The sequence below is a fragment of the Alteromonas sp. H02 genome, assembly GCF_059682525.1.
Genome location: NZ_CM185021.1, coordinates 1250935 through 1274323, shown reverse-complemented (window position 1 = coordinate 1274323; position 23389 = coordinate 1250935). Strand labels below are relative to the sequence as shown.

Sequence of the window (23389 nt, the reverse complement as noted above, 5' to 3'; positions counted from 1 at the left end):
GTTTTTTATCAGTTTACTATAACGCTATTCGGCGAAATAAGCTTCCAGATCGTCGCTGCCGCCAATATGCTTACCACCAATAAATACCTGGGGTACTGTGTCACGGCCGCTGATAGCTTTTAATGTCGTCAGCGTAGCGCCCTGCCCCATGACGATTTCTTCGTATTTAAAGCCTTTATGCTGCAACAGCGCTTTGGCTTTCGCACAATACGGACAGCCTGGTTTGGTAATAATGGAAACCGGCTCCAGTTTCACTGCATTAGGCGCAATGTGGGCCAGCATGGTATCAGCGTCTGAGACCTCAAACGGGTCGCCCGGTTTGTTCGGCTCAATAAACATTTTTTCCACTACGCCGTCTTTTACCAGCATCGAGTAGCGCCAGCTGCGCTTACCAAAGCCTAAATCAGCTTTGTCCACCAGCATTCCCATGCCATCGGTAAATTCACCGTTACCGTCCGGTACCAGCGAGACGTTGTCTGATTCCTGATCCGCTGCCCAGGCATTCATAACAAAGGTGTCATTCACTGAAATACAAACAATTTCATCTACACCGTGATCTTTGAATGTGTCGGCCAACTCGTTATAACGTGGCAGGTGAGTCGACGAACAAGTCGGCGTAAAAGCACCTGGCAGGGAGAAAACCACTACGGTTTTGCCGGCGAAAATATCGTCGGTAGTGCGATTAATCCACTGCTCACCTTCCCGAATGGCAAAGGTCACATCAGGTACTTTCTTTCCTTCATAAGAAGGTTTATCAATGGGGTGTGTCATTACATTCTCCTTAACAGTTTCGATAAGTATAACCCTAACAGTGCAGAGAACCAGCGGTAAATACCAATCATGCTAATCACAATTAACGATTGAAAATAAAATATTTAAACGCAAATAAGAATTACCCTTACCAGCTAGGGTATACGCATTAATCCCTTAATATAAATTTCAATGCCCGCTGTGAATGGATGCCAGCAACCCGATACTCTATTATTTGAACAGGAATCAACGGGTGCTATATGAGCATCCCGCAGTACATGAAAAAGGCAAAACACGCCGAAAGGGTGTGACGCAAAACCTCCGGTCTACGTCGAAAGATAGGATAGCGGGGTTACCGAACACTGTGAGGTGACGTCGGCTTGCTTCCCCCGGCAAGCCAGCGACACCGACAGTCAGTTCACTTTTTTATTACGTAATTGCGATTACTTAATGAGGATTGAACAATGATGATTTTAGTTGGTGGCGAAAAAGGTGGTAGCGGCAAAAGCTGTCTTGCACAGAACATCGCCGTATATTTACGCTGTGAGAAAAAGGCCAGTGTACTGATGGTGGATTGTGACCCCCAGCGAACCACGTCAGACTGGGCCCAGGAGCGAAGCAGCAACGAAGAGCTGCCTTCCATCAACTGTATCCAGCTTTACGGCAAGATCCGCAATGAGCTGTTAAGCCTTAAAGAGCACTACGACTATGTGGTTATCGACTGTGGTGGTCAGGATAACCTGGCGCTGCGATCGTCTATGGCGGTTGCCGACCATATCTTAATTCCATTGCGTCCCAAGCGCCGCGACCTGAAAACGGTACCGCACATGGAAGACATTTTGTCGACCTGTAAGATGGTCAACCCGCGCATGAACGCTGCTTTTGTTATTACTCAGTGTCCTTCACTGCCTTCGTTGGCGTCAAGGATTCTGGAAGCCAAAGAGGTGTGTCGCTCCTTTGAAGTACCAGTATTAAATTCCGTTACCTTTAGCCGCTACATGTATGACGACTCAGAGGAGTCCGGACGTTCGGTGCTGGAAAGTGAAGCCGATGGTAAAGCTGCCGTGGAAATTCGCAGTATCATTGAAGAGTTACTGGCCCGACGTAAAGGGGAACAACATGAGTCTGATAAACCTGTCTCGCTCTACGCCGCAAGCTAATCGAACCACAACCAAAAGTATCAGTGCAGAGGAATTTATCCAGGACGCACTGCATTATGCCAGTGGTGCGGCAGTGCCCCTTACCGCTGTTGCAGAGCGGCAGGCTAACGACTCCCATCATGAGCCAATGCGCAGAGCTACCTTTACGCTGACGCAGGAATGTATAGATCAGCTTCAGCAACTTTCAGAGCAAAGCGGTATAGCGAAATCTAAACTGATCAGGCTATGGATCCAGCGCTACGCCAGTCTCAATTTTGATTAAGCGGAAGAAAACTGGCTTGCGCTATTGATTATTTTTTAAACGAACCTCAAAATAACAACATAATAAAAGCGTAAACTTAAATATAAATACGACATGACAGCGCAGTAATGGAGTCGCGCGTCTTACGTCACAGGGCGGTGTAGAAAGTAATGATGTTAAACCGTGTTGGCCTGTTGTTGTCCTTGCTGTGCTGCTCTGTACCCGGATTAGCGCATTCAGTGCGCCACGTATCAATGGATGGACACGCGTTCTATACCAGCGGCTTCAATGTTGAGAAACTGGTTAATCAGGGCGACACCCTGAAAGCCGAACGCCATATCCGCGACCAGTTAGCGCTATCTCAGGCAGAACAGAACCAGCGAGCAGTAGCGACCGGCTCCCATTTTTTGGGACAGATATCACTTATCAAAAACAATTATCCGCTGGCGCTAAGGCAGTTTCAGAGTGCGCTGGATTTTTTTAAAGCCGTCAGAGAACCATTAGGCATGGCCGATTTATATACTGATATCGGCAGAACTTATCGGGTGATGGGGCTTTATCAGTCTGCTCTGGGCTACTTTAATCTCGCCAAAGACATTTATCATCAGCAGGGACGTTACGACGGTATCGCCCTGCAACAATTGGAAGTGGGCATATCTCTGCGTTTGTTAGGTCAGTTTGAAAGTGCACTGAGTCAGTTAGAGCGTGCGTTGCCCTTGTTACGGCAGGAAAACAACAACCAGGCAACCGCGTCCACTCTGATGCAAATTGCCCGGGTATACAGTGAAATCGATAAAAACGATGAAGCTATGCTGTACCTGCAGGATGCCGCTGTACTGATTGATACCCTGCAAATAAAAACCCTGCAAGCGGAGCTCGATTATCACCTTGGCCAGGTCAATATCCAAATGGGGCATTATGATAATGCCCGGCGCCATCTGGAACAGAGCAAAGACCAGTTCAGCCAGCTAGAAGCACAATGCGATGTGGCTAAAATAGACTCCAGTCTGGGTAATATACTGCTTAGCCAGGGTCAGCCGGAAGCCGGCATCCAACTGCTCGAGTCAAAACTTCAACAAGCGACCGAAAATAACTGCACTACCCTGTTGACCGAGCTTCACTTAACCCTGGCTCAGGCTTACCTCGGCAAAAATCAACAGGCACTAACTGACCACATTGACCAGGGTTTGCAACAAGCTATAGAGAGGGGTGAATTACTCACTCAGGCGCGGTTTGAAGCAGTAAAAATGCAAATGCATGAACAAAGCGGGGATTATTCCGCAGCGCTTAACGCCCTCAAGCGCCAGCAACAGCTGGAAAAGCAAAGTATTGAGCAACGTCGCTCGCTGGCGCTGCTATATCTGCAATCGCAGCTGGAAGTAGAGCGTCAGGCCCAATCGCTGGAACTGCTGAATAAAAACCAGGCCATTCAGCTGGCCAAGGCTGAACAGCAGGAGCTGGAAGTGCGGATGCTGTACGCGTCGTTATTTGCTGTCACCTTACTGGTGTTCTTGATCTGGAGCCGGTTTAACCATAGTCAGCGTTCGCGCTTTCTAAAGCGTGAAGTACGCCGTCGCACCCAGGAACTGGAATCTAAAAATGCCGAACTGGAAAACGCCTACATTGCGCTGGAGCGAGCCAGTCTGATGGACCCGTTAACCGGTTTGTACAATCGTCAGTACCTGAATAATCAGTTACCACAGGAAATCAATCGCGCACAGCAGGCGTATCTGCTATCCCGTGAGGGCACGCTTACCAACAGCCCCTCGGACATGCTTTGCTTTCTACTCGACATTGATAACTTTAAACACGTTAATGACACCTACGGTCACATGGCAGGAGACCGCATTTTAACCGATTTAGCGAAAGTGATGCGCTCAGTATTCAGGCCCTCAGACATGCTTATCCGCTGGGGAGGTGAAGAATTTCTGGCCGTGTGCCGCAATACCAATCGACTTGAAGCCGTAGCCCTCGCAGACAGACTACACCAGGGGATCCACGATCACGACTTTCATGTTAGCCAACAGCATAGCCTTCACATTACCTGTTCCATTGGTTTTTGTGTTCTGCCACTATACCCCAGCGAACCTGCACGCCTCGACTGGGACAGTTACTTTGGTTTACTGGATGAATGCCTGTATGCGGCAAAGCGGTCCGGAAAAGACTGCTGGATAGGTTTAACCGGCGAGAAATCAGAGGCCGCTGACCGGCCGACATCCCGGTTGGAAGAAAAATTTGATTTACCGCCGACCCGGGTACAAACCTCTCTTAACCATTTATCAGCCATTAGCTGGGCTGAACAAAGCAGTTAATCAGCGCCGCAAATCAACCGCCGCTACAGGTATTACACACCGGTTTTCAAATCTTCCAGGTGGTACTTATCGATTAATGAATATAGCGTTGGTCTGGTAACACCCAGTAACTCCGCCGTTTTAGACATGTTCTTGTCGGCTCGCTGATAAGCCTTACGGATCGCTTTACTTTCAGCCTGTTCACGCACTTCGCGCAGGTTAAGGATTTCACTTGCAAAATCTTCCGAAGGCTCGAGCAGACCCAGATCGTCGGCCTGAATAACCGTGCCTTCTGCCATGATGACAGCAGATTTGAGTTTGTTCTGCAGTTCGCGAATGTTGCCCGGCCAGCGATGGGCCAGCATGGCTCTTATCGCGCCGTCACTGAAGCTCTTGGCTTTGGCATTAAATTCTTCGCGGTATTGATTCAGAAAAGTGCGCGCCAGTAATACAATATCCTGCTCACGTTCCCGCAGCGGCGGAATATTAATCGGGATTTCGCCGATACGATAGAATAAATCCTCACGGAAGGTTTCTTCCCCCACCATGGTCTGAATATCTCTGTGAGTGGCACAAATCACCCGAATATCCACCGGAATTTCATTTCTGCCGCCAACCCGCTCAATCACCCGTTCCTGCAGGAAACGCAACATCTTAGCCTGTAAACCAATGGGCATATCACCAATTTCATCGAGAAACAGTGTGCCCCCTTGTGCCGTTTCGATTTTACCTACGGTGGTTTTATTCGCGCCGGTGAAGGCCCCTTTTTCGTAACCGAATAACTCACTCTCAAGCAGGTTTTCCGGGATTGAGGCACAGTTGATGGCCACAAAAGGCTGGTCTTTGCGGGGGCTGTGCTCGTGAATGGTGCGGGCAAAGACTTCTTTACCGGTACCACTTTCGCCCAGTAATAAGGTGCTGATGTCGGTACCGGCTATCTTTTCAGCTTTGCGCATCACGGTCTGGATAGCGTCACTGTTGCCGATAATCCGCCCCATGGCTGGTCTTGTCTTAGCCAGGATCCGGTTTTCATCTTCCAGCTTGGCCAGGTTCAGCGCACGATTAATGAGCAGTTTTATGGTGTCGGAATCGATGGGTTTCTGATAAAAATCATAGGCACCAAAGTCGATGGCTTTCAGCGCGTTTTCTTTATCATTATTACCGGTTACCACTATGACTTTGGTATTGGGCGCCAAAGCCAGAATTTCTTCCAGGGTTTTCAGGCCTTCTGAGGCGTTGGCCGGATCAGGCGGTAAGCCTAAATCAAGAGTCACCACTTTGGGTTCGAACCGACGTAACTGCGCAATTGCAGAGGAACGATCGTCGGCGAAAACCACGTTAAAGTCGGTTAAACTCCATTTTAACTGCTTTTGAATACCTAAATCGTCATCAACTACCAGGATGGTGTCACTCATACTCTGTTTCCGTTTTTATTCTGCTCGATATTGACGTTTTACTGAATGGGAAAGCCCAGCGTAAAGCAGGTGCCAATGTTTGGCTGGCTTTGTACCTGTAAATATCCGCCTATCGATTCCATATAGGTTTTTGCATCATATGCCCCGATGCCCATCCCCGCGTTACCTTTAGTCGTATCGAAAGGCTTGAACAGGCGATGCTTGATAAATTCTTCATCCATCCCCGTGCCATTATCCTCAATAAACACGAGTTGGTGTTGCCGCTCTGTGTCCAGTACCAGCATAACCTCAATTTCACCGTCATCGGCACAGGCCTGCTGAGCATTGCTTATCAGATGATACATCACATTGGCAAACTTATCCTGATCTACCACGACGTCGGTTTCTTCTTTAATCACTATCTGCGGCAGCGGTAATAAAGCCTGACAACGCTTATCAACCACCTGCTTTATTAACAGTGACAAGGTGTGCGTGGCGTCGGCGCCCCGCTCTTCTACCTGTTTCTCTGTCAGCTGGCGCAGCATCCTGTCCATCCGTGCTTTGGTATGATGCAGGGTTTCGAAGGTATCTTCAATAAATTCAGGGTTTCCTTTGTGCTGTTCTGCATTACACAGGATTAAGTCTATCTGTGCCAGCACATTCTTAAGATCATGTAAAACAAAAGCTGCCATACGATTAAACGCCGCGAATTGAGCATTTTCTGCCAATGATTGTGCTGCTTCATGCAGATAAATAAAATTAGCAATTTGGTTAGTGACGGCGTTTAAATAGTCACGCACCTCCCAGTTGAGTGACACTTTGGGTCGATCCACGGCGCACAGTAATGCCAGTCCCCACATGTTGCCTTCGCGAATAAACGGAATAACCAGTTGCAAACGGGTCGTTTCGACCGTTTCATTAGACAGGTTTAGTCCCTCGTACACATAAGGCTTAGTGCGATACTCATCGAGGTCGATTAGCCAGCCGGTTTTTTCGCAGTAATCCCATAATGGCTTAAGTGTCCCCTCGACCTCGGATAACGGCATAAAATAATGGCTGCTCACCACGTGAAAGCCCGGCCCCTGCTTTTTGATGAGTGCGCCACTGTCGTAGTTGATCGCTCCCATCACGCCTTCCAGTGCTACCTGGTACACACTGGGTAAGGACTGATCGTTTTGCGACAATACGTTGGTCAGTTTGACCCACTCTTCACGATAGTCAAACTGATTAGCAAAGAAGTGTTTGGTGATAAATACTTTAATGCGGGTGCGAAAGGTATTGGATAAAAACAGCGTAGCGAGCATAACCAGCGACAGCGCAATCAGTATAATTTGCACTGTATAACCCCAGCTCCAGCCCAGGTAGCTGATAATGTAGCCCATGGCTGCCATGATAAAGAGATATACCCCGGCCACCAGCAGCAGTGAGCTGTGTAGTACGACATCCCGGGAGATAAAAATATTCACGCCCCAGTGCTTTATCCGCCGTGTAGCAATTACCAGAAACGGTAACATCAGCAGGTAGATATAACCGCGGGCGGCAATAAACCCGGGCTCCACATTAGCGATCATGGTGGAGTTTGCATAAAAGACAAACTCAAACAGGTTGGTCGCGCCCAAATACAACGCCAGTGGCTTATACGCCCATTGATCCTGCCCAACCTGGCGGTAAAGCACTTCCAGCAGAATAAGCACTTCCAATGCTATCAGGGTTTGCATCAGGAAATGCCAGGTGATATCAACCTGAATAAACCAGGGGCTTACCAGAGCGATGGCCGGCACCAACAAGGCAAATAAGGTGGCCGGCTGACGCAACACCTGCCAGATATTGGCAAAGTCATTTTTCAGACAGCTGGCAATAAACAGCAGCCAGATGCCCTGCTTGATCGTATCAGCCTGCAGCAGATGAAAAACACTTAACGGGCCGCTTAACAGCGACACAAAGCTCAGCGACCAAAGCAGCGTAACCAGTGTAGCGAGGCTAAGCATGTATTTCGCCAGCCCCGGTTTACGCACCGTAAACAGCAGTAACAACAATACCAGGTAACCAATACTATTCAGGCCGTAGCCGATATCTGCAATCATTTGTTGTCCTACTGTTACACCGGGGCAGTTGTGGTGGGCCGCAGTATTTATCGATACTGCTTAAGAGGGGAAGTTTAACCCCCTCTATTTATTGGTTATTTTCTATCACAATCTGCCTGTAGCTTCCAGCTACCTTTTGCGGACAACCAGACTACCAATGGAATAACCAGCGCCGAAGGAACAAATAACACCAATATCCTGACTGGCAAGATCCTGATGATGCAGGGCGAAAGCAATGATCGAGCCCGCCGATGCGGTATTGGCATACTCATCCAGAACAATCGGGGCTTCCTCGCTGTTGGCATCCCGGCCCAGCAGTTTTTTGCAAATCAGCGTATTCATATTGATGTTCGCCTGGTGTAACCACCAGCGATTAACAGTGTCCGGCGATAGCTCATGCTGGCTAAGGTGGCTGGCAATGTGCTCAGCCGCCATGGGGCAAACTTCTTTGAAGACCCGGCGGCCGGCCTGATGAAAGAGCTTGTCAGGACCAAAGGGATCAACATCATTGGCCCGACTCATATAGCCAAAATTCGAGCGGATATTATTGGAATAAACGGTTTTCGCTTTGGTGCTGAGGATATCAAAGGCGGTATCAGTGTTGACCGTTTCGGCGGTTTCCAGAATGGTCGCCGTTGCCACATCACCAAAAATAAAATGGCTGTCACGATCGGTATAGTTAACCTGAGGTGAAACCAGCTCCGGATTAATTACCAGCACACATTTAGCATTGCCCGACGCTATCATTTCCCATGCCCGGTGCATGCCAAAGGTCGCCGCCGAACAGGCCACCAGCATATCAAAACCAAAACCATCAATACCCAGTTCGTTTTGCACTTCGATGGCAATCGCCGGGTAGGAACGTTGCGTGTAAGCACAGGCAACGATCACGGCATCAATCTCAGCAGCGGTTTTATTGGCATCGGCCATGGCCAGTCTGGCCGCCTCAATGGCAATCTCAGCCTGGTTAGACAGCTCGCCTTCACCCCGCTCCGGGATCGCCGGACGCATCCGCTCAATGTCCAGTGCGCCATCCTTGCGATAGATAAAGCGGCTTTTAATACCAGAGGCTTTTTCAATAAACTCGGCACTGGAAAACGGTTTAGCGGTCAGTTCGCCGGCTTCAATCTGCGCCTGATGTTGCTGATTGTAGGCCTCAGCCCAGGCGTTATAGCTTTCAACCAACTCCTGGTTAGTAATTTTATAGGGCGGCGTCCACAGGCCCACACCACTTAATACGACATTTGCGTTCATGTTTTCGGTTCTCTTTAGCAAATGGCCTGTCAGCCCCGGCAACGGGCAATCAAACAGGTCCAATGAGTTTTGCTAAGCTTACCCTTTTGTCACGCAAATGTCATGGACCACTATGCCGGCGAGCGCTTTACGAAAGACTCTCAGGCTATCATTGGTCAGGTTACAGCGTTGGATTCTTAGCCTCACTGCCACCGGCGGCTGACTTAAAACAATTCCACGTCTGTAATACTGTCTTCAGCTTCATCCTGGGACTGGCTTAATTCTCGTAAAGCTTTCAATCGCTGCATAATTAAGCGCAGATTTTCAGTTGTCATTGCATTATCAATAGTATCGTAGGCTTTGTCGGTGCTCTTTCGGAACAGCTGTAACAACTCATTTTCCTGTTCTTCGGTTAAGCCGTATTCAAAGATTTTGCTTTCCACAGAATCAACTAACTCGGTTAGGGTCGCTAGTACCTGGCGATTTTTTGCCTGGTTTTCTGCATCTGCTTTCTTTTGCACGACCTCCAGTTCCTGAATCATTAAATTCACTTCTTCAGTCTTAACAATGTCCCGGTACTGACTTGAAGCGGCCTCCAGAATGATGGCCAGGTGGTCCCGGTAGCGCCCTGCCTGCGCAGGATCATCCGGCATGTTTTTGATAATTTGGGTAAAGGGTGGATAATTCAGAAATAACCGTTTGCCCCTGCTCATTATGCGCTCCGAATACTCAAGCCTGTCGAGTAACTCCCGCTCGAGAGCAGAAATAGACGATTCAGTAGACAATGCCTGGCGGTATTCGATGTCGTTCATTGCATATTTCACCTGAACAGAACTGTTCACACCGAAACTGGTAGCGGTTTTCACAATAAGATTTAGCAGCGAGGAAATGCTGCTGGTTTTCGACGCAGCCCGGAAGTAGTGAATTAAAATTCCCTGTTCCGTGAGGTCCGATATCACCGCCTGTATCAGTTGCGAATTCGACTCTGTACTGGCCTGTTCTGCACGGCGTTTTTTGCCGCGTTTGATGATGGTTTTGGCTTTTTTACGCAACTCCTGAATTTCTATTGGTTTTATCAGAAAGTCACTGGCGCCTATTTCATACCCTTTTAAGCGCTCTTCCATCTCACTGCTAGCGGTATGGAAGATAATATCTGACTGTTCTTCACTAACAAACTCGCGTAGTTTGACACACAATTCAAAACCACTCATTTGCGGCATTGTTACGTCGAGTATGATGAGTAATGGTGGGATTTCCATTTCTCTGACAGCCTCCAGCGCGTCAACCGGTGAGGCCATAACCAGGACGTTAAATTCCTTTAACGCTTCCTCCAGTAACGCTAAGGTGATGATGTCATCATCAACAATAACTATCTCGTATTCTTTCACTATTTATCCAGCAATCATTTTGTCTCAAGTCTGAATAAAAGGTAGTCGAAATACCGGTAACTTTCGAATGAACAGGCATAAAACGTATAGTAAATCAGCGATTTTTCAAATTAACAGACAGAGAGGCTGAACGGCTATGGAGTAACACAGCATTGTTGGTTTGCAGTTGGCACCCCCTGCGCAAATTTACAGGAGGTGCAATCTTTAGCTATCCAGTATTACCGGATCTTCAGGGTTTATTTTTGTGTAATTGAATACACCGCCACCGTACCGCTCACTTCGTTGCCCACAATCAGAGCGGGGCCACCGGTTGGGCTTTCATCTGCAGCAACAAACAGTAAGCTTTCGGGTGCCAAATCACCAATCGCATCACCTACAACCAATCCTTCGGTCACATCACGGTTATTGATGTATTCAACGAAGGACGCGTCGTAAGGGTTGGTGATGTCATAAACAAAAATGCCGCTCATTCTCTCCAGACCGATAAATGCGTAAGTACGCTCACCTACCTGACCGACGGTCAGTGCTTCAGGCTCAGGCCCCTTGTTTTCAGAACGTGAATCACCTTCGTTTTCATCATCCCCATTGTTAAAAGCGCTACCGTATAGTGATGCCGTGATGCGTTCAAAGTCATCACCGGAATCAAATACGACTAAACCATTTTGGTCCCAGATAGTGAATGACCGGGCGCCATAACTATAAGCGGCATCGTACAGTCCATTGCCATCAGCATCGCCTAAGGCGTTGGTCACCCGCAGATCGTCGGCTTCACCATTCATCTGCAGCATTTCAAGCGCCGAGCCGGGCTCAGCATCAAGATCCTTAATTTTCACTTCTTCGGTATACGCCAGACATTCTCTGTCGTCCCAATCCTGGCCGCCAGCAGCAGTACAATCCGTCTCACTCATGTCTTCAGAAATAAAGTATTCCCGCGCATCACCCTCGTTGGCAGTTAACAGAAAATCCGCGCCTTTCCAGCTAATCATAGCAATCGTGTCGGGCATATACACACCGTACAATCCTTCGTACTGACCGAAACTTACTTCACCGTCTTCCTGCACGTCGATATTCAGCCCGGCCCAGTTTTTGAACCCCAGACCCACTATGTCCATTGTCATCGTGTTCAGGTCAATTACCGCCACACCATTGTTTTCCTGCAAGGTAACGTATGCCATCTCATTGCTGGCCGTGATGTATTCAGGCTCTAAATCCTGGGCAACCGAAGTTGTGATGGTCACACCATTGATTGTACGTCCGGCCGGGTTAGGGAAATGCATCCCCATAGCCATTAACTCAGCCTTTTGTCCGTTGAAGTCTGTAAAATCGAGCAGTCTAGCCTCATCAGCTGGAACGCCGTCGGTGACGTCGATAACGGCTACAGAACCTTCCGGGTCAACAGTATAATCGCCACCTGGTTCACCTTCATTGGCCACCAGCACTTTGCTACCATCCGGCGTAAACGTCACCATATCGGGTAGATTACCTACTTCTACCGCCTTTAATAGCGTTGGCGCAGACGCGGATACGCCGGTGTAGAAGAGCACAAAACCGTTATCAGCCTTGGCGTCAGCAGGTACGGCTACAGCCAGTAAATCACCGGATAACGCAATACTGGTTAATCCGTCCAGAGCAACCCCATCTACCTCGGTGGGCAAGGTAACTTCTGAACCTACGGTCAGATTTAAATCGGTAATCGGACTGTCCAGCGGCGCGTCAGACAAGTCACTGATATCTACCAGCGCAACCGTATTAGAATCACTGTTAGTGACGTAAACCATGCCACTTGCCACATCGTACTGAACAATTTCAGCAGCGCCTTCGGCTTCCAGTGATGCGCGGCCAATAACGGCCAGCTCAATGCCACGGGTTGCATCCTGACCATCTGCACCCACCGGACCGGCTTCACCCTGAGGTCCTTGTGCACCGTCAGTACCGTCATCACCATCCAGGCTACAACCGCTTAACAGACCCGCTACAGTTAGCGCAAGTAAACTCGTTTTGAACATTGACGCTTTCATTGCATTTCCTTTTTTATAGTTAATTGAAGTATGCTTAGCAAAGACACTCACTGATCGAAACTTAACTATTTCAGCGTGTTAATCCTGCTTAAACGTCCAAGCGTAGAAAAGCCGAGTGACAGTTTCATGTCCCTTGAGTGACAGAAATGTGAAATCCCGAGTCGTAGCACGGCTGGCAGATTGAAAAAGGAATCAAATTGATGAAGTTATCCGCTTATGTACTGGCAATGGCAATGACTGCCAGCACCCTTGTTGGGTGTGCAACCTCACCTACCGGTCGCAATCAGATACTGTTGTTTGGCAGCGATCAGCTTAATGCCATGGGCGTTCAGGCCTTTGATGGCATGAAAAGCGAAATCCCGGTGTCCAAACAGCCTGCACAGAATCAGTACGTTCAGTGTGTGGCCGACACCTTATTACCCTACATACCCTCGGGCGTTTATTCAGGCGACTGGGAAGTCGTGGTGTTCAATGACGATCAGGTTAACGCCTTCGCACTGCCCGGCGGTAAAATTGGCGTTTACACCGGCTTGCTAAAAGTGGCCACTAATCAGCATCAGTTGGCTGCTGTCATCGGTCATGAAATCGGCCACGTTATTGCGCAGCATGGTAACGAGCGGATGTCGCAGACGACCCTAATTCAAACCGGTTCGCAGGTTGCCAATCAGGTACTGGCAGCAAATCAGGTGCCTTATAACGCCGAAATTATGGGCGCACTGGGGCTCGGTTTGCAGTTGGGTGTACAGCTGCCGTTTAGCCGTACTCACGAATCAGAAGCCGATCTGATTGGTTTGCAGCTCATGGCTAAGGCCGGGTTTGATCCCCGTCAGTCCGTTGACTTGTGGCGTAATATGGAAGCGGCCAGCGGTGGGGAACGGCCAATGGAGTTGCTGTCAACTCATCCGGCCCCCGATAGCCGGATTAAAAATCTGCAGGCCAATATGGATGCGGCAATGGCCGACTATCAGGCCAGTCCCACAAAAGCCCGTTGCAGCCCGTAAATCGCGAACAAAAAAACGGCTCTGAGAGCCGTTTTTTTTATACCTTTAAATGGTTTATTCAGCGCCTTCTTTCTTCTCGGTGTTATCCGCTTCTTTGAAGAAATGCACATCCATTTGAGGGAATGGTATGGAAATACCTTCCTCGTCGAATCGTAACTTTACATTTTCAGTAAACGCCCACAATACTGCAAAATAATCTTCCTTTTTGACCCATGGGCGAACGGTAAAGTTTACACTGGAATCGCCTAGTGAAGACACGGCTACTACTGGCGCAGGCTCTTCTAAAATCCGCTCATCTTCCTTAACCATCTGCTCCAGAACATTTTTTGCCTTTAACAGATCATCGCCATACCCAATACCAAAAGTCATATCAACGCGGCGGTTTGTCATGGCTGAATAATTAATGATGTTGTCACCATAAATTTTACCATTTGGTACGATGATCTCTTTGTTGTCAGGGGTGTTCATAGAGCTGGTAAAAATGCCTATTTTCTTTACCGTACCTGCTACACCTGCAGCTTCAACATAATCACCGGCACGAAACGGTTTGAAAACAAGCAACATTACACCCGCAGCAAAGTTCTTCAGCGAGTCCTGTAACGATAAGCCAATTGCCAGACCAGCGGCACCTAGAATGGCAACTAACGACGTGGTATCGACACCTAATTCATCTAACGACGCTACAATCACAAACAGCATGAGAACTGCGTTAAGAATCGACTTCAAAAAATCGACCAGCATATCGTCGTACTTCGATTTCGACATCAACTTGCCGAACATTGAAATAATAATTCCAACAACCATCCTACCGATGACGAAAATAATAAGCGCCATCGCAATATTAATACCCCACGGAATCGCATAGGTATTAACGTACATTTCAATGTCTTCTTGAGTGAACATACTAAAATTCCTTTATTGTTTAGCTAACAGTAAGTTACCAGTGTTCGTGTGAACTGCGCAACAGAATTGGTTTTTTTGGGCTATAATTTCATTAAGCTGTCACACCCGCGACGTACTATTTTTTACAGATTTTACTGCTTAATTTGCTAATCAGTTGATTGCATTTGAGTTTTTAAAAAGGCCGTCTGAGCCCTTTTTTTTACTGGATCTGAGGACCGTAAACGACTATATTTTTTAGCGCAATTTTTCCAAAAGTTGGGAAATCGAATGCGCCTGAAAAGGTATTTAGGGTCATTCAGAAGTATTTGTAAGCATGCTTATGCATCATGTCTGGTCTGGCATAGTGTTGCAACTGCTTATAATCAGTAGAAATTTTTTAAGGAATAGAAAATGTTACTACTTAGTTGTCTATTTTTGGTTGTGTTATTTATTCTTGGTTATGCGCTCAAAGGCGACAAGGGAAAACACACCGTTCATGCCCGTCGCAATAAATCCATGGCGGTCAATCAGGCACAATCCATAAATACTTTTGCCTCGAAATAACAGTCAGCATCGCTGCAATAGCCCAGACTGTTGCAGCGATGTTTTGTTGTATTCCTCTCGCAATGAAAGCTAAACTGTCCGCCGTTTCACTTTGGTAAGATAGTCTTTATGCGTATCCCTCGTTTATTTCATCCCGACACCATCACTGTAGACAGTGAGCTAACGTTAACTGCCGACGCAGCGCATCATGTAGCAAACGTTCTGCGACTGAAGAGTGGTCATCCGGTAGTGTTATTTAACGGTGACGGTAATGAATATCCGGCAACCATCATTCTGGCTCAACGGCGCCAGGTTGTCATCGAAGTGGATTCCCGGCTGGCCATCGACACGCAGTCGCCATTACCCCTGCACTTAGGCCAGGCAGTATCAAAGGGTGACCGTATGGACCTGGTTCTGCAAAAGGCCACGGAGTTGGGTGCAACAATCATTACACCGTTAATTACAGAACGCTGTCCGGTAAAACTGGATGAGTCCCGCTGGCAGAAAAAAATACTGCAGTGGCAAAAAATCATTCAGGGCGCGTGTGAGCAATGCGGCCGCAATACGCTGCCGGAATTAAAGCCGGTCACCCTGCTTAAAGACTGGCTGGCCGACTCCACCTCACAAACCCGACTGGTATTATCACCGGGCAGTCAACAACGCCTGACTCAGCTAACTACAAACCATGCTGGTTACCGCTTACTGATTGGTCCTGAAGGCGGACTATCCGATACCGAAGTGCATCAGTCTCAGGAAGCCGGTTTTACTGCATGCTCCCTTGGTCCCAGAATTTTACGCACAGAAACTGCCGCAATCACCGGTCTGTCAGTATTACAGGCAACGTTTGGCGATTTGTAATCGTTAATCCTGCGCCTGTAAGCGACTAAATAATACGACCAGTAACCGCATAATGACTTGAATTAAGCGGTTGTTACCTCCATTTTTGTCTTATATGACCAAAGAGAGTGCACTATGACCTATACCGTTGGCGTGGTAATGGACCCCATTGCCAAAATAAAGCCAGAAAAAGACACCAGTTTCGCAATGATGTTAGAGGCTCAGCATCGTGGTGCGACACTGATTTACCTCGAACTCAAAGACTTATATATCGACAATGGCGTGCCTAAAGCCATTGGTTACCCGGTGACTGTGAGAGACCAGGCGCAGGATTTCTATACCCTTGGCGAAGAACAACAGTATCTGCTGGGTGAACTCGACGTTATTCTGATGCGCAAGGATCCGCCCTTCGACAGTGAATTTTTGTATGCTACGCATATTCTTGACCTGGCTGAGCGTGCAGGCGCACTGGTAGTAAATAAACCGCAGAGCCTGCGAGATTTTAATGAAAAGCTGTTTACTGCCTATTTCCCGGCGCTTATTCCAGATACGCTGGTCACCCGCAACGCTGCTCTGGTACGCCAGTTCCATGCCAAACATAAGGATGTTATTTGTAAACCGCTTGATGGCATGGGCGGCGCTTCTATTTTCCGTATTAAGGAAGACGGGACTAATTTGGGCGTAATCATTGAAACCCTGACCAATAACGGCCAGAGCCAAATGATGGTGCAGGCCTATCTGCCGGCCATTAAAGAGGGTGACAAGCGTGTACTCATAGTCAACGGTAAGGTGATGCCTTATTGTCTGGCGCGTTTGCCATCAGCGGGAGAAACCCGCGGTAACCTGGCAGCCGGCGGCACAGGACGACCTCAGCCAATCAGTGACAGCGACCGGGAACTGGCAGAAACCATCGCACCAGTGTTGGTTGAGCGCGGGTTAATGTTTGTCGGGCTCGATGTCATTGGCGATCGCATCACTGAAATCAACGTTACCAGCCCTACCTGCGTTAGAGAAATCGAGCGCGCGTACGATATAAACATAACGGGCGAGTTATTTGACGCCATTGAAGCTAAACTTAACTAAGCCGTCGCCATTTTTGTAAGTCGGCCCAACGAGGTACTGAACATGACTGAACTGAAAAATCTGGCCAATCATTTTCTGATTGCCATGCCGTCAATGGAAGACCCGTTTTTTTCCCGCAGCCTGACCTATATTTGTGAACACAACGAAGAAGGTGCTATGGGTCTGGTGGTGAATCAACCTACCAATATGACCCTTAAAGAACTATTGGAACAGGCCGATAAAGACGCAGAAGTGGATGATGAGAAAGGTCAGCAAATCGTGCTGGCCGGTGGACCGGTGAGCCAGGAGCGCGGTTTTATTTTGCACAGCCCTCAGCCTGGCTGGAGCTCAAGCCTCAACCTGACCTCAGAAATTATGGTCACCACCTCCAAGGACATATTGGGTGCACTCGGCAATCACCGCGGGCCCGATCAGGCTATCATCACTTTAGGTTATGCCGGCTGGAGTGCGGGTCAGCTGGAGCGGGAAATTCAGGAAAACTCATGGCTGACTATCGAAGCCGATCCGAAAATTTTATTTAATACGCCCATCCACCAGCGCTGGCAACTGGCGGTCAGCAGCCTGGGTATTGATGTCTGGCAGATCGCACCTGAGGTGGGTCATGCCTGAGGCCGGGCAACGCACTGTACTGGCGTTTGATTTTGGCACTAAAAGCATTGGTGTGGCAATTGGTCAGGAAGTCACCGGCACTGCCGCGCCTTTAGAAGCGCTCAAAGCCCGGGATGGCATCCCTGACTGGGATAAGATTCAAAAAATCTATGATGAATGGCAGCCGCATATCGTAGTAGTGGGTTTACCACTGAACATGGACGGCACTTCTCAGACCATGACCGAGCGGGCGCAGAAGTTTGCTAACCGCTTACATGGCCGCTTTAAGACACCAGTGACGACCTATGATGAGCGTTTAAGTACTGCCGATGCCAGAGCAACGCTTTTTGAATTAGGCGGTTATAAAAAGCTGACCAAAGGTAAAGTCGACAGCGTGTCGGCCTGTGTGATTTTTACCAGTTGGTTTGAAAACCTCTGGGATTAACTATTACGCTGCCAAAAACAATTCACGTGATCAATTAGCACTATAAAAATCATACTAAATAGTTATAGCCTTCCCCCGATGCTTCCATCACACTGATGAAAATTCCAACGGTAAGGGAATGGTTATGTCGATGTCTAAATTTATTGAGCAAATCGAGAAGCTGCTGTTGATCCTCATCATGCTGGCAACGCTGGTAGCGGTGGGAGCAGAGATTATGCACATGGTTGAATATCGCACGGTGGAGTTGTCAGACCTGCTGCTGCTATTTATTTACGCCGAAGTTATGGGCATGTTGGCGGCTTATTACAACAGCAACCGTATTCCGGTAACCCTGCCGCTGATAATTGCCATGACTGCTCTCAGTCGAATGATAATCCTGCAAAGTAAAGAGCTGGATAAAATTGTCCTGATTTACGAATCTGGCAGCATTTTGCTGCTCAGCATCGCTGCGCTGATCATGAGTATTAAAGACAAATACAGCCTGGACAAACTGAAAAACCGGGTTATCCGCCAACCCGATTAGTGTTCATCAAACAAGCTTTTATTGCGGATATACTTGCGCATGTAATGGTAAGTAATCGGCCGCAACAGCCAGCTGTGCAACGACTTTAAAAAGCGTTCGTGGGTAGGCGTATTCTCGTAAATCTGATCATCGTGAAGCCAGAGCATCTTGCCCACATGCCAGAAGTAATAAGGAAACGGCGGCATAAAGGTCACCATATCCAGATCGCAACAAATGCGGTAGGTTTTATGGTGTAACAAATAGTGTTTGTTCCAGGCCCGGGTGGCCACAGCCGGTTGACCAAAGGTCACCACCCGTTTCACTGCTTTCTTATTCTGCCGCTCAAAGTAATCGGCCATCAACACCGCTACCGCGCCACCGGAAGAGTGCCCGGTAAACGTAAAGCGTTTGCCCTGCAGGCGTAATGGCTCCAGTACCTTTACCAGCAACTCGCGCAGGGGTAGCGCTTCGTTAATGGTTTTGGTGCTGGAAAACATGGGCTGATTGAGCAGCCGCTTGAATCCCCAGTGCACATAAAAATGGCGGTCTACTTGCTTAATCTTCGCCGGTACAAACACCATGTTAGCCAGCCAGTCTCTGATTCCCAGTGAGCCTCTGAACACTACGATGGCTTCTTTTTTATTATCCGTCCACAGAATGCGCACACTCATGCGACCATATTTATCCACCAGTTGGCGTTCATGAAAGGGCTCCAGCACCTTCTGGTAATTCTCTTCGGCGTCAGGATAAGCAAGCTGACAAAGAATGGCGTATCGCTCGTATTGATAACGCTTGAGTTTTTTCATGGATTAGTCGACAGACGGCAAATATTGCTTTGATGTCACTAATATACGGGAAAGCGCCGCAATAAGTACACTCTGTTTGTGTTTAAGCTAACACTTGGGGGACTGGCAATTCCAGCACAGATTAAATTCGGCGTCCTGAGGTTCCTGGCAGGTGCTGCATATCCAGGCTTCGGCGTTGTTATCTTCTTTAAGAGAAGTTAATACCCGCTCAGCAAACACCAGATCGTCGGCATTAATTAACCACAGTTCCGGTTCCAGATCCTGCGCCGGCAGTTCGCCCATGGCGCCACTGATAAACTGATTGCGCACCACACAAGGGATCCCCTGTGTGGTGAGTGCATCATAGTATTGCTGAATGACAAATGGCGTCACCCCTGATTTAAATCGGATCAAGGTTTAATCCATATCAATGGACACGCCGGATAACGAGCCCAGACCGTCGCTCTGTGGATTATTCGAATCCAGCTTAACCATCAGGCGCAAATCGTTCGGTGAATCAGCATGATGCAATGCCTGTTCAAGGTTGATTCGTCCCGTTTTATACAAATCAAACAAGGCCATATCAAAGGTTTGCATGCCCTGCTCCTTACCTTTTTCCATGGCCTCTTTAAGACTGCCAATTTCATTGCGCTGAATAAGGTCCCTAATCAGTGGCGAATTAAGCAGGATTTCAATGGCTGCTACCCTGCCCTTACCATCCACGGTGGGTACCAGTTGCTGAGCTACAATGGCACGGATATTCAGGCTTAGATCAAAGCGCAGTTTGTCGTGCTGATCCTTGGGTGCTAAATGCATGATCCGTTCAATGGCCTGGTTAGCGTTATTGGCGTGCAGTGTAGCCACACACAAGTGACCGGTGTCAGCAAACGACATGGCATATTCCATGGTTTCCATAGACCGGATCTCACCAATCAGGATGACATCCGGCGCCTGACGTAATGAGCTTTTCAGAGCATCATCGAAAGATTGCGTATCAATGCCTACTTCACGCTGGGTGACCACGCAATTTTTGTGTTCATGCACAAACTCAATAGGGTCTTCTATAGTCAGAATATGGCCATGGGAATGGGTATTGCGATGGCCTATTAACGCCGCCAGTGACGTCGACTTACCGGTACCGGTGCCACCCACAAACAGCACCAGTCCCCGTTTAGACATAATAATGTCCTTAAGGACCGGTGGCAGCCCGAGATCCTCAGCATTGGGAATTTGCGTCACAATCCGCCGAATCACCATACCCGCCTGATCCCGTTGCCAGAACGCGCTACAACGAAAACGACCAATGCCCTCCCGCGCAATAGCAAAGTTACATTCCTTGGTGGTATGAAACTCATCGCGCTGTTTATCACTCATGGCCTCATGGACTAAATCCAGCGCGGCCTGTTCGGTTAGCGATGTTTCCATCAGCGGCGTCAGCTTGCCGTTAATCTTGGCGCTTACCGCAAAGCCTGATGTCACAAATAGATCAGAGGCATCGCGGTCAACCATATTCTGTAACAGCTGATCAAGCATGGTAATTCTCCTTAAAACCCGGGCCGCTGTTGTTTATCAACCATCTTAGCCATGGCATCCTGTTGGGTAATCACGCCGGTAGCCACCAGGCGTTGTAAGCACTGATCCATGGTCTGCATGCCATGGGACTGGCCGGTTTGGATTACCGAGTACATTTGCGGCACCTTATCTTCACGGATCAGGTTACGGATAGCCGGTATGCCCACCATGATTTCATGGGCCGCAACCCGGCCACCGCCAATTTTCTTGAGCAGGGTTTGCGAAATAACGGCCCGCAGCGATTCCGACAACATAGAGCGTACCATGGCTTTTTCTTCCGCCGGGAACACATCGATGATACGGTCAATGGTTTTGGGGGCGGAGTTAGTATGCAGGGTACCAAATACCAGATGCCCGGTTTCCGCCGCCGAAATCGCCAGACGAATGGTTTCCAAATCCCGCAATTCACCTACCAGAATCACGTCTGGATCCTCACGCAAAGCAGAACGCAGGGCGTTTGAGAAGCTGTGCGTATCGCGGTGAACTTCCCGCTGGTTAAGTACGCTTAACTTGTTTTCGTGCACAAATTCGATAGGGTCTTCGATGGTCAGGATGTGCTCGCGCTTGTGCGAGTTAATGTGATCGATCATGGCAGCCAGGGTGGTACTTTTACCCGAGCCGGTTGCACCGGTAACCAGTACAATTCCCGTGGGCTGGTTGATAATTTCCTTAAAAATGGCGGGCGCGCCTAAATCGTCCAGGGTCAGTACCTTGCTGGGGATGGTCCGAAGTACAGCCGCGGCGCCGCGGTTCTGAACAAAGGCATTAACCCGGAAGCGAGAAAGGTCTTTTACTTCAAAAGAAAAATCGGTTTCGAGATTTTCTTCGTATTCCTTACGTTGTTTGTCGTTCATGATTTCATAAACCAGCGCATGCACTTGTTTATGATCGAGCGGGTCAACGTTTAACCGACGCATTTCGCCATCCACCCGGATAATCGGAGGAAGGCCTGCGGACAAGTGAAGGTCTGATGCGTTATTCTTAACACTAAATGCTAAAAGTTCGGTAATATCCACAGCCTGACTTCTCCATAACCTGTAGGTAAGTTGTATTAATGCAAACAATAGCAGATCGACTGATAAACGCACGTCAAGAAATCGATAACGCCATAGCGTCTGCTAACCGTAATCCTCATTCTGTTAGATTACTGGCGGTTAGCAAGACCAAACCCGTATCAGATATCGAGCTAGCGTATGAAGCGGGACAACGATTGTTTGGTGAGAACTACATTCAGGAAGGCGTCGATAAAATTCAGACGCTTGAGCACTTGTCAGACATTGAATGGCACATGATTGGCCCCATACAATCAAATAAGACGAAAATTGTGGCTGAACATTTTGACTGGGTGCAGAGCATCGATCGTCTGAAAATTGCCAGACGACTTAACGACCAGCGCCCTGAGGGTATGCCACCATTAAACGTGTGTATTCAGCTCAATATAGAGCAGGAAACCACCAAGTCCGGCATTATTCCGGGCGAGCTGCCGGCACTGGTGCAAGAAATAATTAATCTTCCGCGGTTATGCTTACGGGGATTAATGGCAATTCCGGCAGCCGATGTAACACCACAAGCTCAGCATCAGACGCTCGCTGCACTGCAATCGTTGTATAATGATGTGGCAGCGCAGGTCGATACCGTGGATACCCTTTCTGTAGGGATGAGCGGTGATATGTGCGAAGCTATCGCCTATGGTTCAACCATGGTACGAATTGGCACCGCTATTTTTGGTGCCCGACAACAGCAAAATTAAAGGAGACTCATGCAACATCGTAAACTTGCATTTATTGGCGCGGGAAATATGACCCGTAGTATCGTTGCCGGACTGGTCGCGTCTGGTTATCCCAAAGAGGCCATCATTGCCAGTAACCGTTCTCGGCCAAAACTCGACGCCTTACAGGAAGAACGGGGCATTAATGTTACCCAATCCAACGACGAAGCCTGCCAGTTTGCCGATGCCATTGTGTTATCCGTAAAACCGCAAATGATGGCGGATGTGTGCGCGGCGATGCAGCAAAATACCGATTTTGCCGGCAAACTTTTTGTTTCCATCGCAGCAGGCCTGCCGGTGGCCCGGTTACAGGAAATGCTCGGTGGTGAGTATCCGGTAGTACGGGTAATGCCCAACACGCCAAGTTTACTGGGCAAAGGGATGTCGGGACTGTATGCCGACGACAGTGTGGAGCAAGCAGACCGCGATTACGTTGCCGATGTAATGGGCGCCGTAGGTAAAACTCTGTGGGTTGAAAAAGAAGACGACATCAATGGCGTTATTGCTGCTGCCGGCAGCAGTCCTGCCTATTTCTTCTTATTTTTACAGGCCATGCAGGAAGAGTGTATGGCGCAGGGATTTTCTCAGGCCGACGCCCGAGTATTAGTGCAACAGGCAATGCTGGGCGCAGCCGAAATGGTATGCGAAAACCCACAGTTGGAGCTCAGCGAGCTGCGTGCTCAGGTCACATCGAAGGGAGGCACTACTGCCGCTGCATGTAATTCGTTAATCGACAGCGATTTGCAGGGCATTGTTGCCAAGGCAATGCAGTCCGCCGTTGCGCGGGCTGAAGAAATGGCTACTTTATTTTAGATAGGAACATT

At 48.5% G+C, this 23389-nt stretch carries 23 protein-coding genes and 1 riboswitch; of the genes, 12 read left to right on the top strand and 11 right to left on the bottom strand.

Annotated elements, in window-relative coordinates:
- Nucleotides 1-24 precede the first annotated feature (24 nt).
- A complete protein-coding gene (locus AC566Q_RS05785; RefSeq protein ID WP_499614753.1) occupies nucleotides 25-771 on the bottom strand; it encodes a glutathione peroxidase in 747 nt (248 codons plus the stop codon).
- A gap of 255 nt (nucleotides 772-1026) precedes the next feature.
- Nucleotides 1027-1110: riboswitch (cyclic di-GMP riboswitch) on the top strand.
- Nucleotides 1111-1214: 104 nt separating this feature from the next.
- Between AC566Q_RS05785 and AC566Q_RS05780 the strand changes: the two genes are divergently transcribed.
- The 3 genes from AC566Q_RS05780 to AC566Q_RS05770 all read left to right on the top strand — a co-directional run bounded on the left by AC566Q_RS05780 (nucleotide 1215) and on the right by AC566Q_RS05770 (nucleotide 4463).
- The gene (locus tag AC566Q_RS05780; RefSeq protein WP_499614750.1) at nucleotides 1215-1910 is read left to right on the top strand and encodes an AAA family ATPase; all 696 of its coding nucleotides are present in this window, start codon (nucleotides 1215-1217) and stop codon (nucleotides 1908-1910) included.
- Nucleotides 1870-2172 carry a ribbon-helix-helix domain-containing protein gene (locus tag AC566Q_RS05775; protein WP_499614747.1) on the top strand — a complete coding sequence of 101 codons (303 nt, stop codon included), beginning with the start codon at nucleotides 1870-1872 and terminating at the stop codon, nucleotides 2170-2172. The genes AC566Q_RS05780 and AC566Q_RS05775 overlap by 41 nt, the downstream gene beginning before the upstream one ends.
- Before the next feature lie 149 nt (nucleotides 2173-2321).
- The gene (locus AC566Q_RS05770; RefSeq protein ID WP_499614744.1) at nucleotides 2322-4463 is read left to right on the top strand and encodes a tetratricopeptide repeat-containing diguanylate cyclase; all 2142 of its coding nucleotides are present in this window, start codon (nucleotides 2322-2324) and stop codon (nucleotides 4461-4463) included.
- A 32-nt stretch (nucleotides 4464-4495) separates the two neighbouring features.
- On the opposite strand, the gene prsR is transcribed toward AC566Q_RS05770, so the two are convergent.
- From prsR to AC566Q_RS05745, 5 genes are all read right to left on the bottom strand, one after another.
- Complete coding sequence (prsR, locus tag AC566Q_RS05765; protein ID WP_105933351.1) at nucleotides 4496-5857, bottom strand: PEP-CTERM-box response regulator transcription factor; 1362 nt, start codon at nucleotides 5855-5857, stop codon at nucleotides 4496-4498.
- Nucleotides 5858-5895: 38 nt separating this feature from the next.
- Nucleotides 5896-7920, bottom strand: coding sequence for an XrtA/PEP-CTERM system histidine kinase PrsK (gene prsK, locus AC566Q_RS05760; RefSeq protein WP_499614741.1), 2025 nt, complete (start codon nucleotides 7918-7920; stop codon nucleotides 5896-5898).
- Nucleotides 7921-8049: 129 nt separating this feature from the next.
- Entirely contained in the window at nucleotides 8050-9174 is a 1125-nt protein-coding gene (locus tag AC566Q_RS05755) for a beta-ketoacyl-ACP synthase III (protein ID WP_499614738.1), read from the bottom strand.
- Between the two features lie 203 nt (nucleotides 9175-9377).
- A complete protein-coding gene (locus AC566Q_RS05750) occupies nucleotides 9378-10541 on the bottom strand; it encodes a response regulator (RefSeq protein ID WP_499614735.1) in 1164 nt (387 codons plus the stop codon).
- 236 nt (nucleotides 10542-10777) lie between these two features.
- On the bottom strand, nucleotides 10778-12559 hold the full coding sequence (locus AC566Q_RS05745; RefSeq protein WP_499614733.1) for a choice-of-anchor I family protein: 1782 nt from the start codon (nucleotides 12557-12559) through the stop codon (nucleotides 10778-10780).
- 200 nt (nucleotides 12560-12759) lie between these two features.
- On the opposite strand from AC566Q_RS05745, the gene AC566Q_RS05740 reads away from it, so the two are divergent.
- Entirely contained in the window at nucleotides 12760-13560 is an 801-nt protein-coding gene (locus tag AC566Q_RS05740) for a M48 family metallopeptidase (RefSeq protein WP_499617376.1), read from the top strand.
- 54 nt (nucleotides 13561-13614) lie between these two features.
- On the opposite strand, the gene AC566Q_RS05735 is transcribed toward AC566Q_RS05740, so the two are convergent.
- A complete protein-coding gene (locus AC566Q_RS05735; RefSeq protein ID WP_499614729.1) occupies nucleotides 13615-14463 on the bottom strand; it encodes a mechanosensitive ion channel family protein in 849 nt (282 codons plus the stop codon).
- A 390-nt stretch (nucleotides 14464-14853) separates the two neighbouring features.
- On the opposite strand from AC566Q_RS05735, the gene AC566Q_RS05730 reads away from it, so the two are divergent.
- The 6 genes from AC566Q_RS05730 (at nucleotide 14854) to AC566Q_RS05705 (ending at nucleotide 18461) form a co-directional block, all read left to right on the top strand.
- The gene (locus tag AC566Q_RS05730) at nucleotides 14854-15006 is read left to right on the top strand and encodes a hypothetical protein (RefSeq protein WP_164464649.1); all 153 of its coding nucleotides are present in this window, start codon (nucleotides 14854-14856) and stop codon (nucleotides 15004-15006) included.
- Between the two features lie 108 nt (nucleotides 15007-15114).
- Complete coding sequence (locus AC566Q_RS05725; RefSeq protein ID WP_499614726.1) at nucleotides 15115-15843, top strand: 16S rRNA (uracil(1498)-N(3))-methyltransferase; 729 nt, start codon at nucleotides 15115-15117, stop codon at nucleotides 15841-15843.
- A gap of 114 nt (nucleotides 15844-15957) precedes the next feature.
- Nucleotides 15958-16905, top strand: a complete 948-nt coding sequence (gshB, locus tag AC566Q_RS05720; protein WP_499614723.1) for a glutathione synthase — start codon at nucleotides 15958-15960, stop codon at nucleotides 16903-16905.
- A 42-nt stretch (nucleotides 16906-16947) separates the two neighbouring features.
- Nucleotides 16948-17514, top strand: a complete 567-nt coding sequence (locus AC566Q_RS05715) for a YqgE/AlgH family protein (protein ID WP_499614720.1) — start codon at nucleotides 16948-16950, stop codon at nucleotides 17512-17514.
- The gene (gene ruvX / locus AC566Q_RS05710; RefSeq protein WP_499614717.1) at nucleotides 17507-17938 is read left to right on the top strand and encodes a Holliday junction resolvase RuvX; all 432 of its coding nucleotides are present in this window, start codon (nucleotides 17507-17509) and stop codon (nucleotides 17936-17938) included. The genes AC566Q_RS05715 and ruvX overlap by 8 nt, the downstream gene beginning before the upstream one ends.
- A 124-nt stretch (nucleotides 17939-18062) precedes the next feature.
- Complete coding sequence (locus AC566Q_RS05705; protein WP_123324966.1) at nucleotides 18063-18461, top strand: phosphate-starvation-inducible PsiE family protein; 399 nt, start codon at nucleotides 18063-18065, stop codon at nucleotides 18459-18461.
- Here AC566Q_RS05705 and AC566Q_RS05700 read toward each other — a convergent pair.
- From AC566Q_RS05700 to AC566Q_RS05685, 4 genes are all read right to left on the bottom strand, one after another.
- On the bottom strand, nucleotides 18458-19246 hold the full coding sequence (locus AC566Q_RS05700) for a lipase family protein (RefSeq protein ID WP_105936398.1): 789 nt from the start codon (nucleotides 19244-19246) through the stop codon (nucleotides 18458-18460). The genes AC566Q_RS05705 and AC566Q_RS05700 overlap by 4 nt on opposite strands.
- 87 nt (nucleotides 19247-19333) lie before the next feature.
- Nucleotides 19334-19639, bottom strand: coding sequence for a putative signal transducing protein (locus tag AC566Q_RS05695; RefSeq protein WP_105936399.1), 306 nt, complete (start codon nucleotides 19637-19639; stop codon nucleotides 19334-19336).
- 3 nt (nucleotides 19640-19642) lie between these two features.
- Complete coding sequence (locus AC566Q_RS05690) at nucleotides 19643-20758, bottom strand: PilT/PilU family type 4a pilus ATPase (RefSeq protein WP_105936400.1); 1116 nt, start codon at nucleotides 20756-20758, stop codon at nucleotides 19643-19645.
- An 11-nt stretch (nucleotides 20759-20769) separates the two neighbouring features.
- A complete protein-coding gene (locus AC566Q_RS05685; RefSeq protein WP_105936401.1) occupies nucleotides 20770-21813 on the bottom strand; it encodes a type IV pilus twitching motility protein PilT in 1044 nt (347 codons plus the stop codon).
- A gap of 38 nt (nucleotides 21814-21851) precedes the next feature.
- Between AC566Q_RS05685 and AC566Q_RS05680 the strand changes: the two genes are divergently transcribed.
- Nucleotides 21852-22547: a YggS family pyridoxal phosphate-dependent enzyme gene (locus AC566Q_RS05680; RefSeq protein WP_105936402.1), complete on the top strand. Its 696-nt coding sequence runs from the start codon at nucleotides 21852-21854 to the stop codon at nucleotides 22545-22547.
- Between the two features lie 9 nt (nucleotides 22548-22556).
- A complete protein-coding gene (proC, locus tag AC566Q_RS05675) occupies nucleotides 22557-23378 on the top strand; it encodes a pyrroline-5-carboxylate reductase (protein ID WP_105936403.1) in 822 nt (273 codons plus the stop codon).
- Nucleotides 23379-23389: the final 11 nt, after the last annotated feature.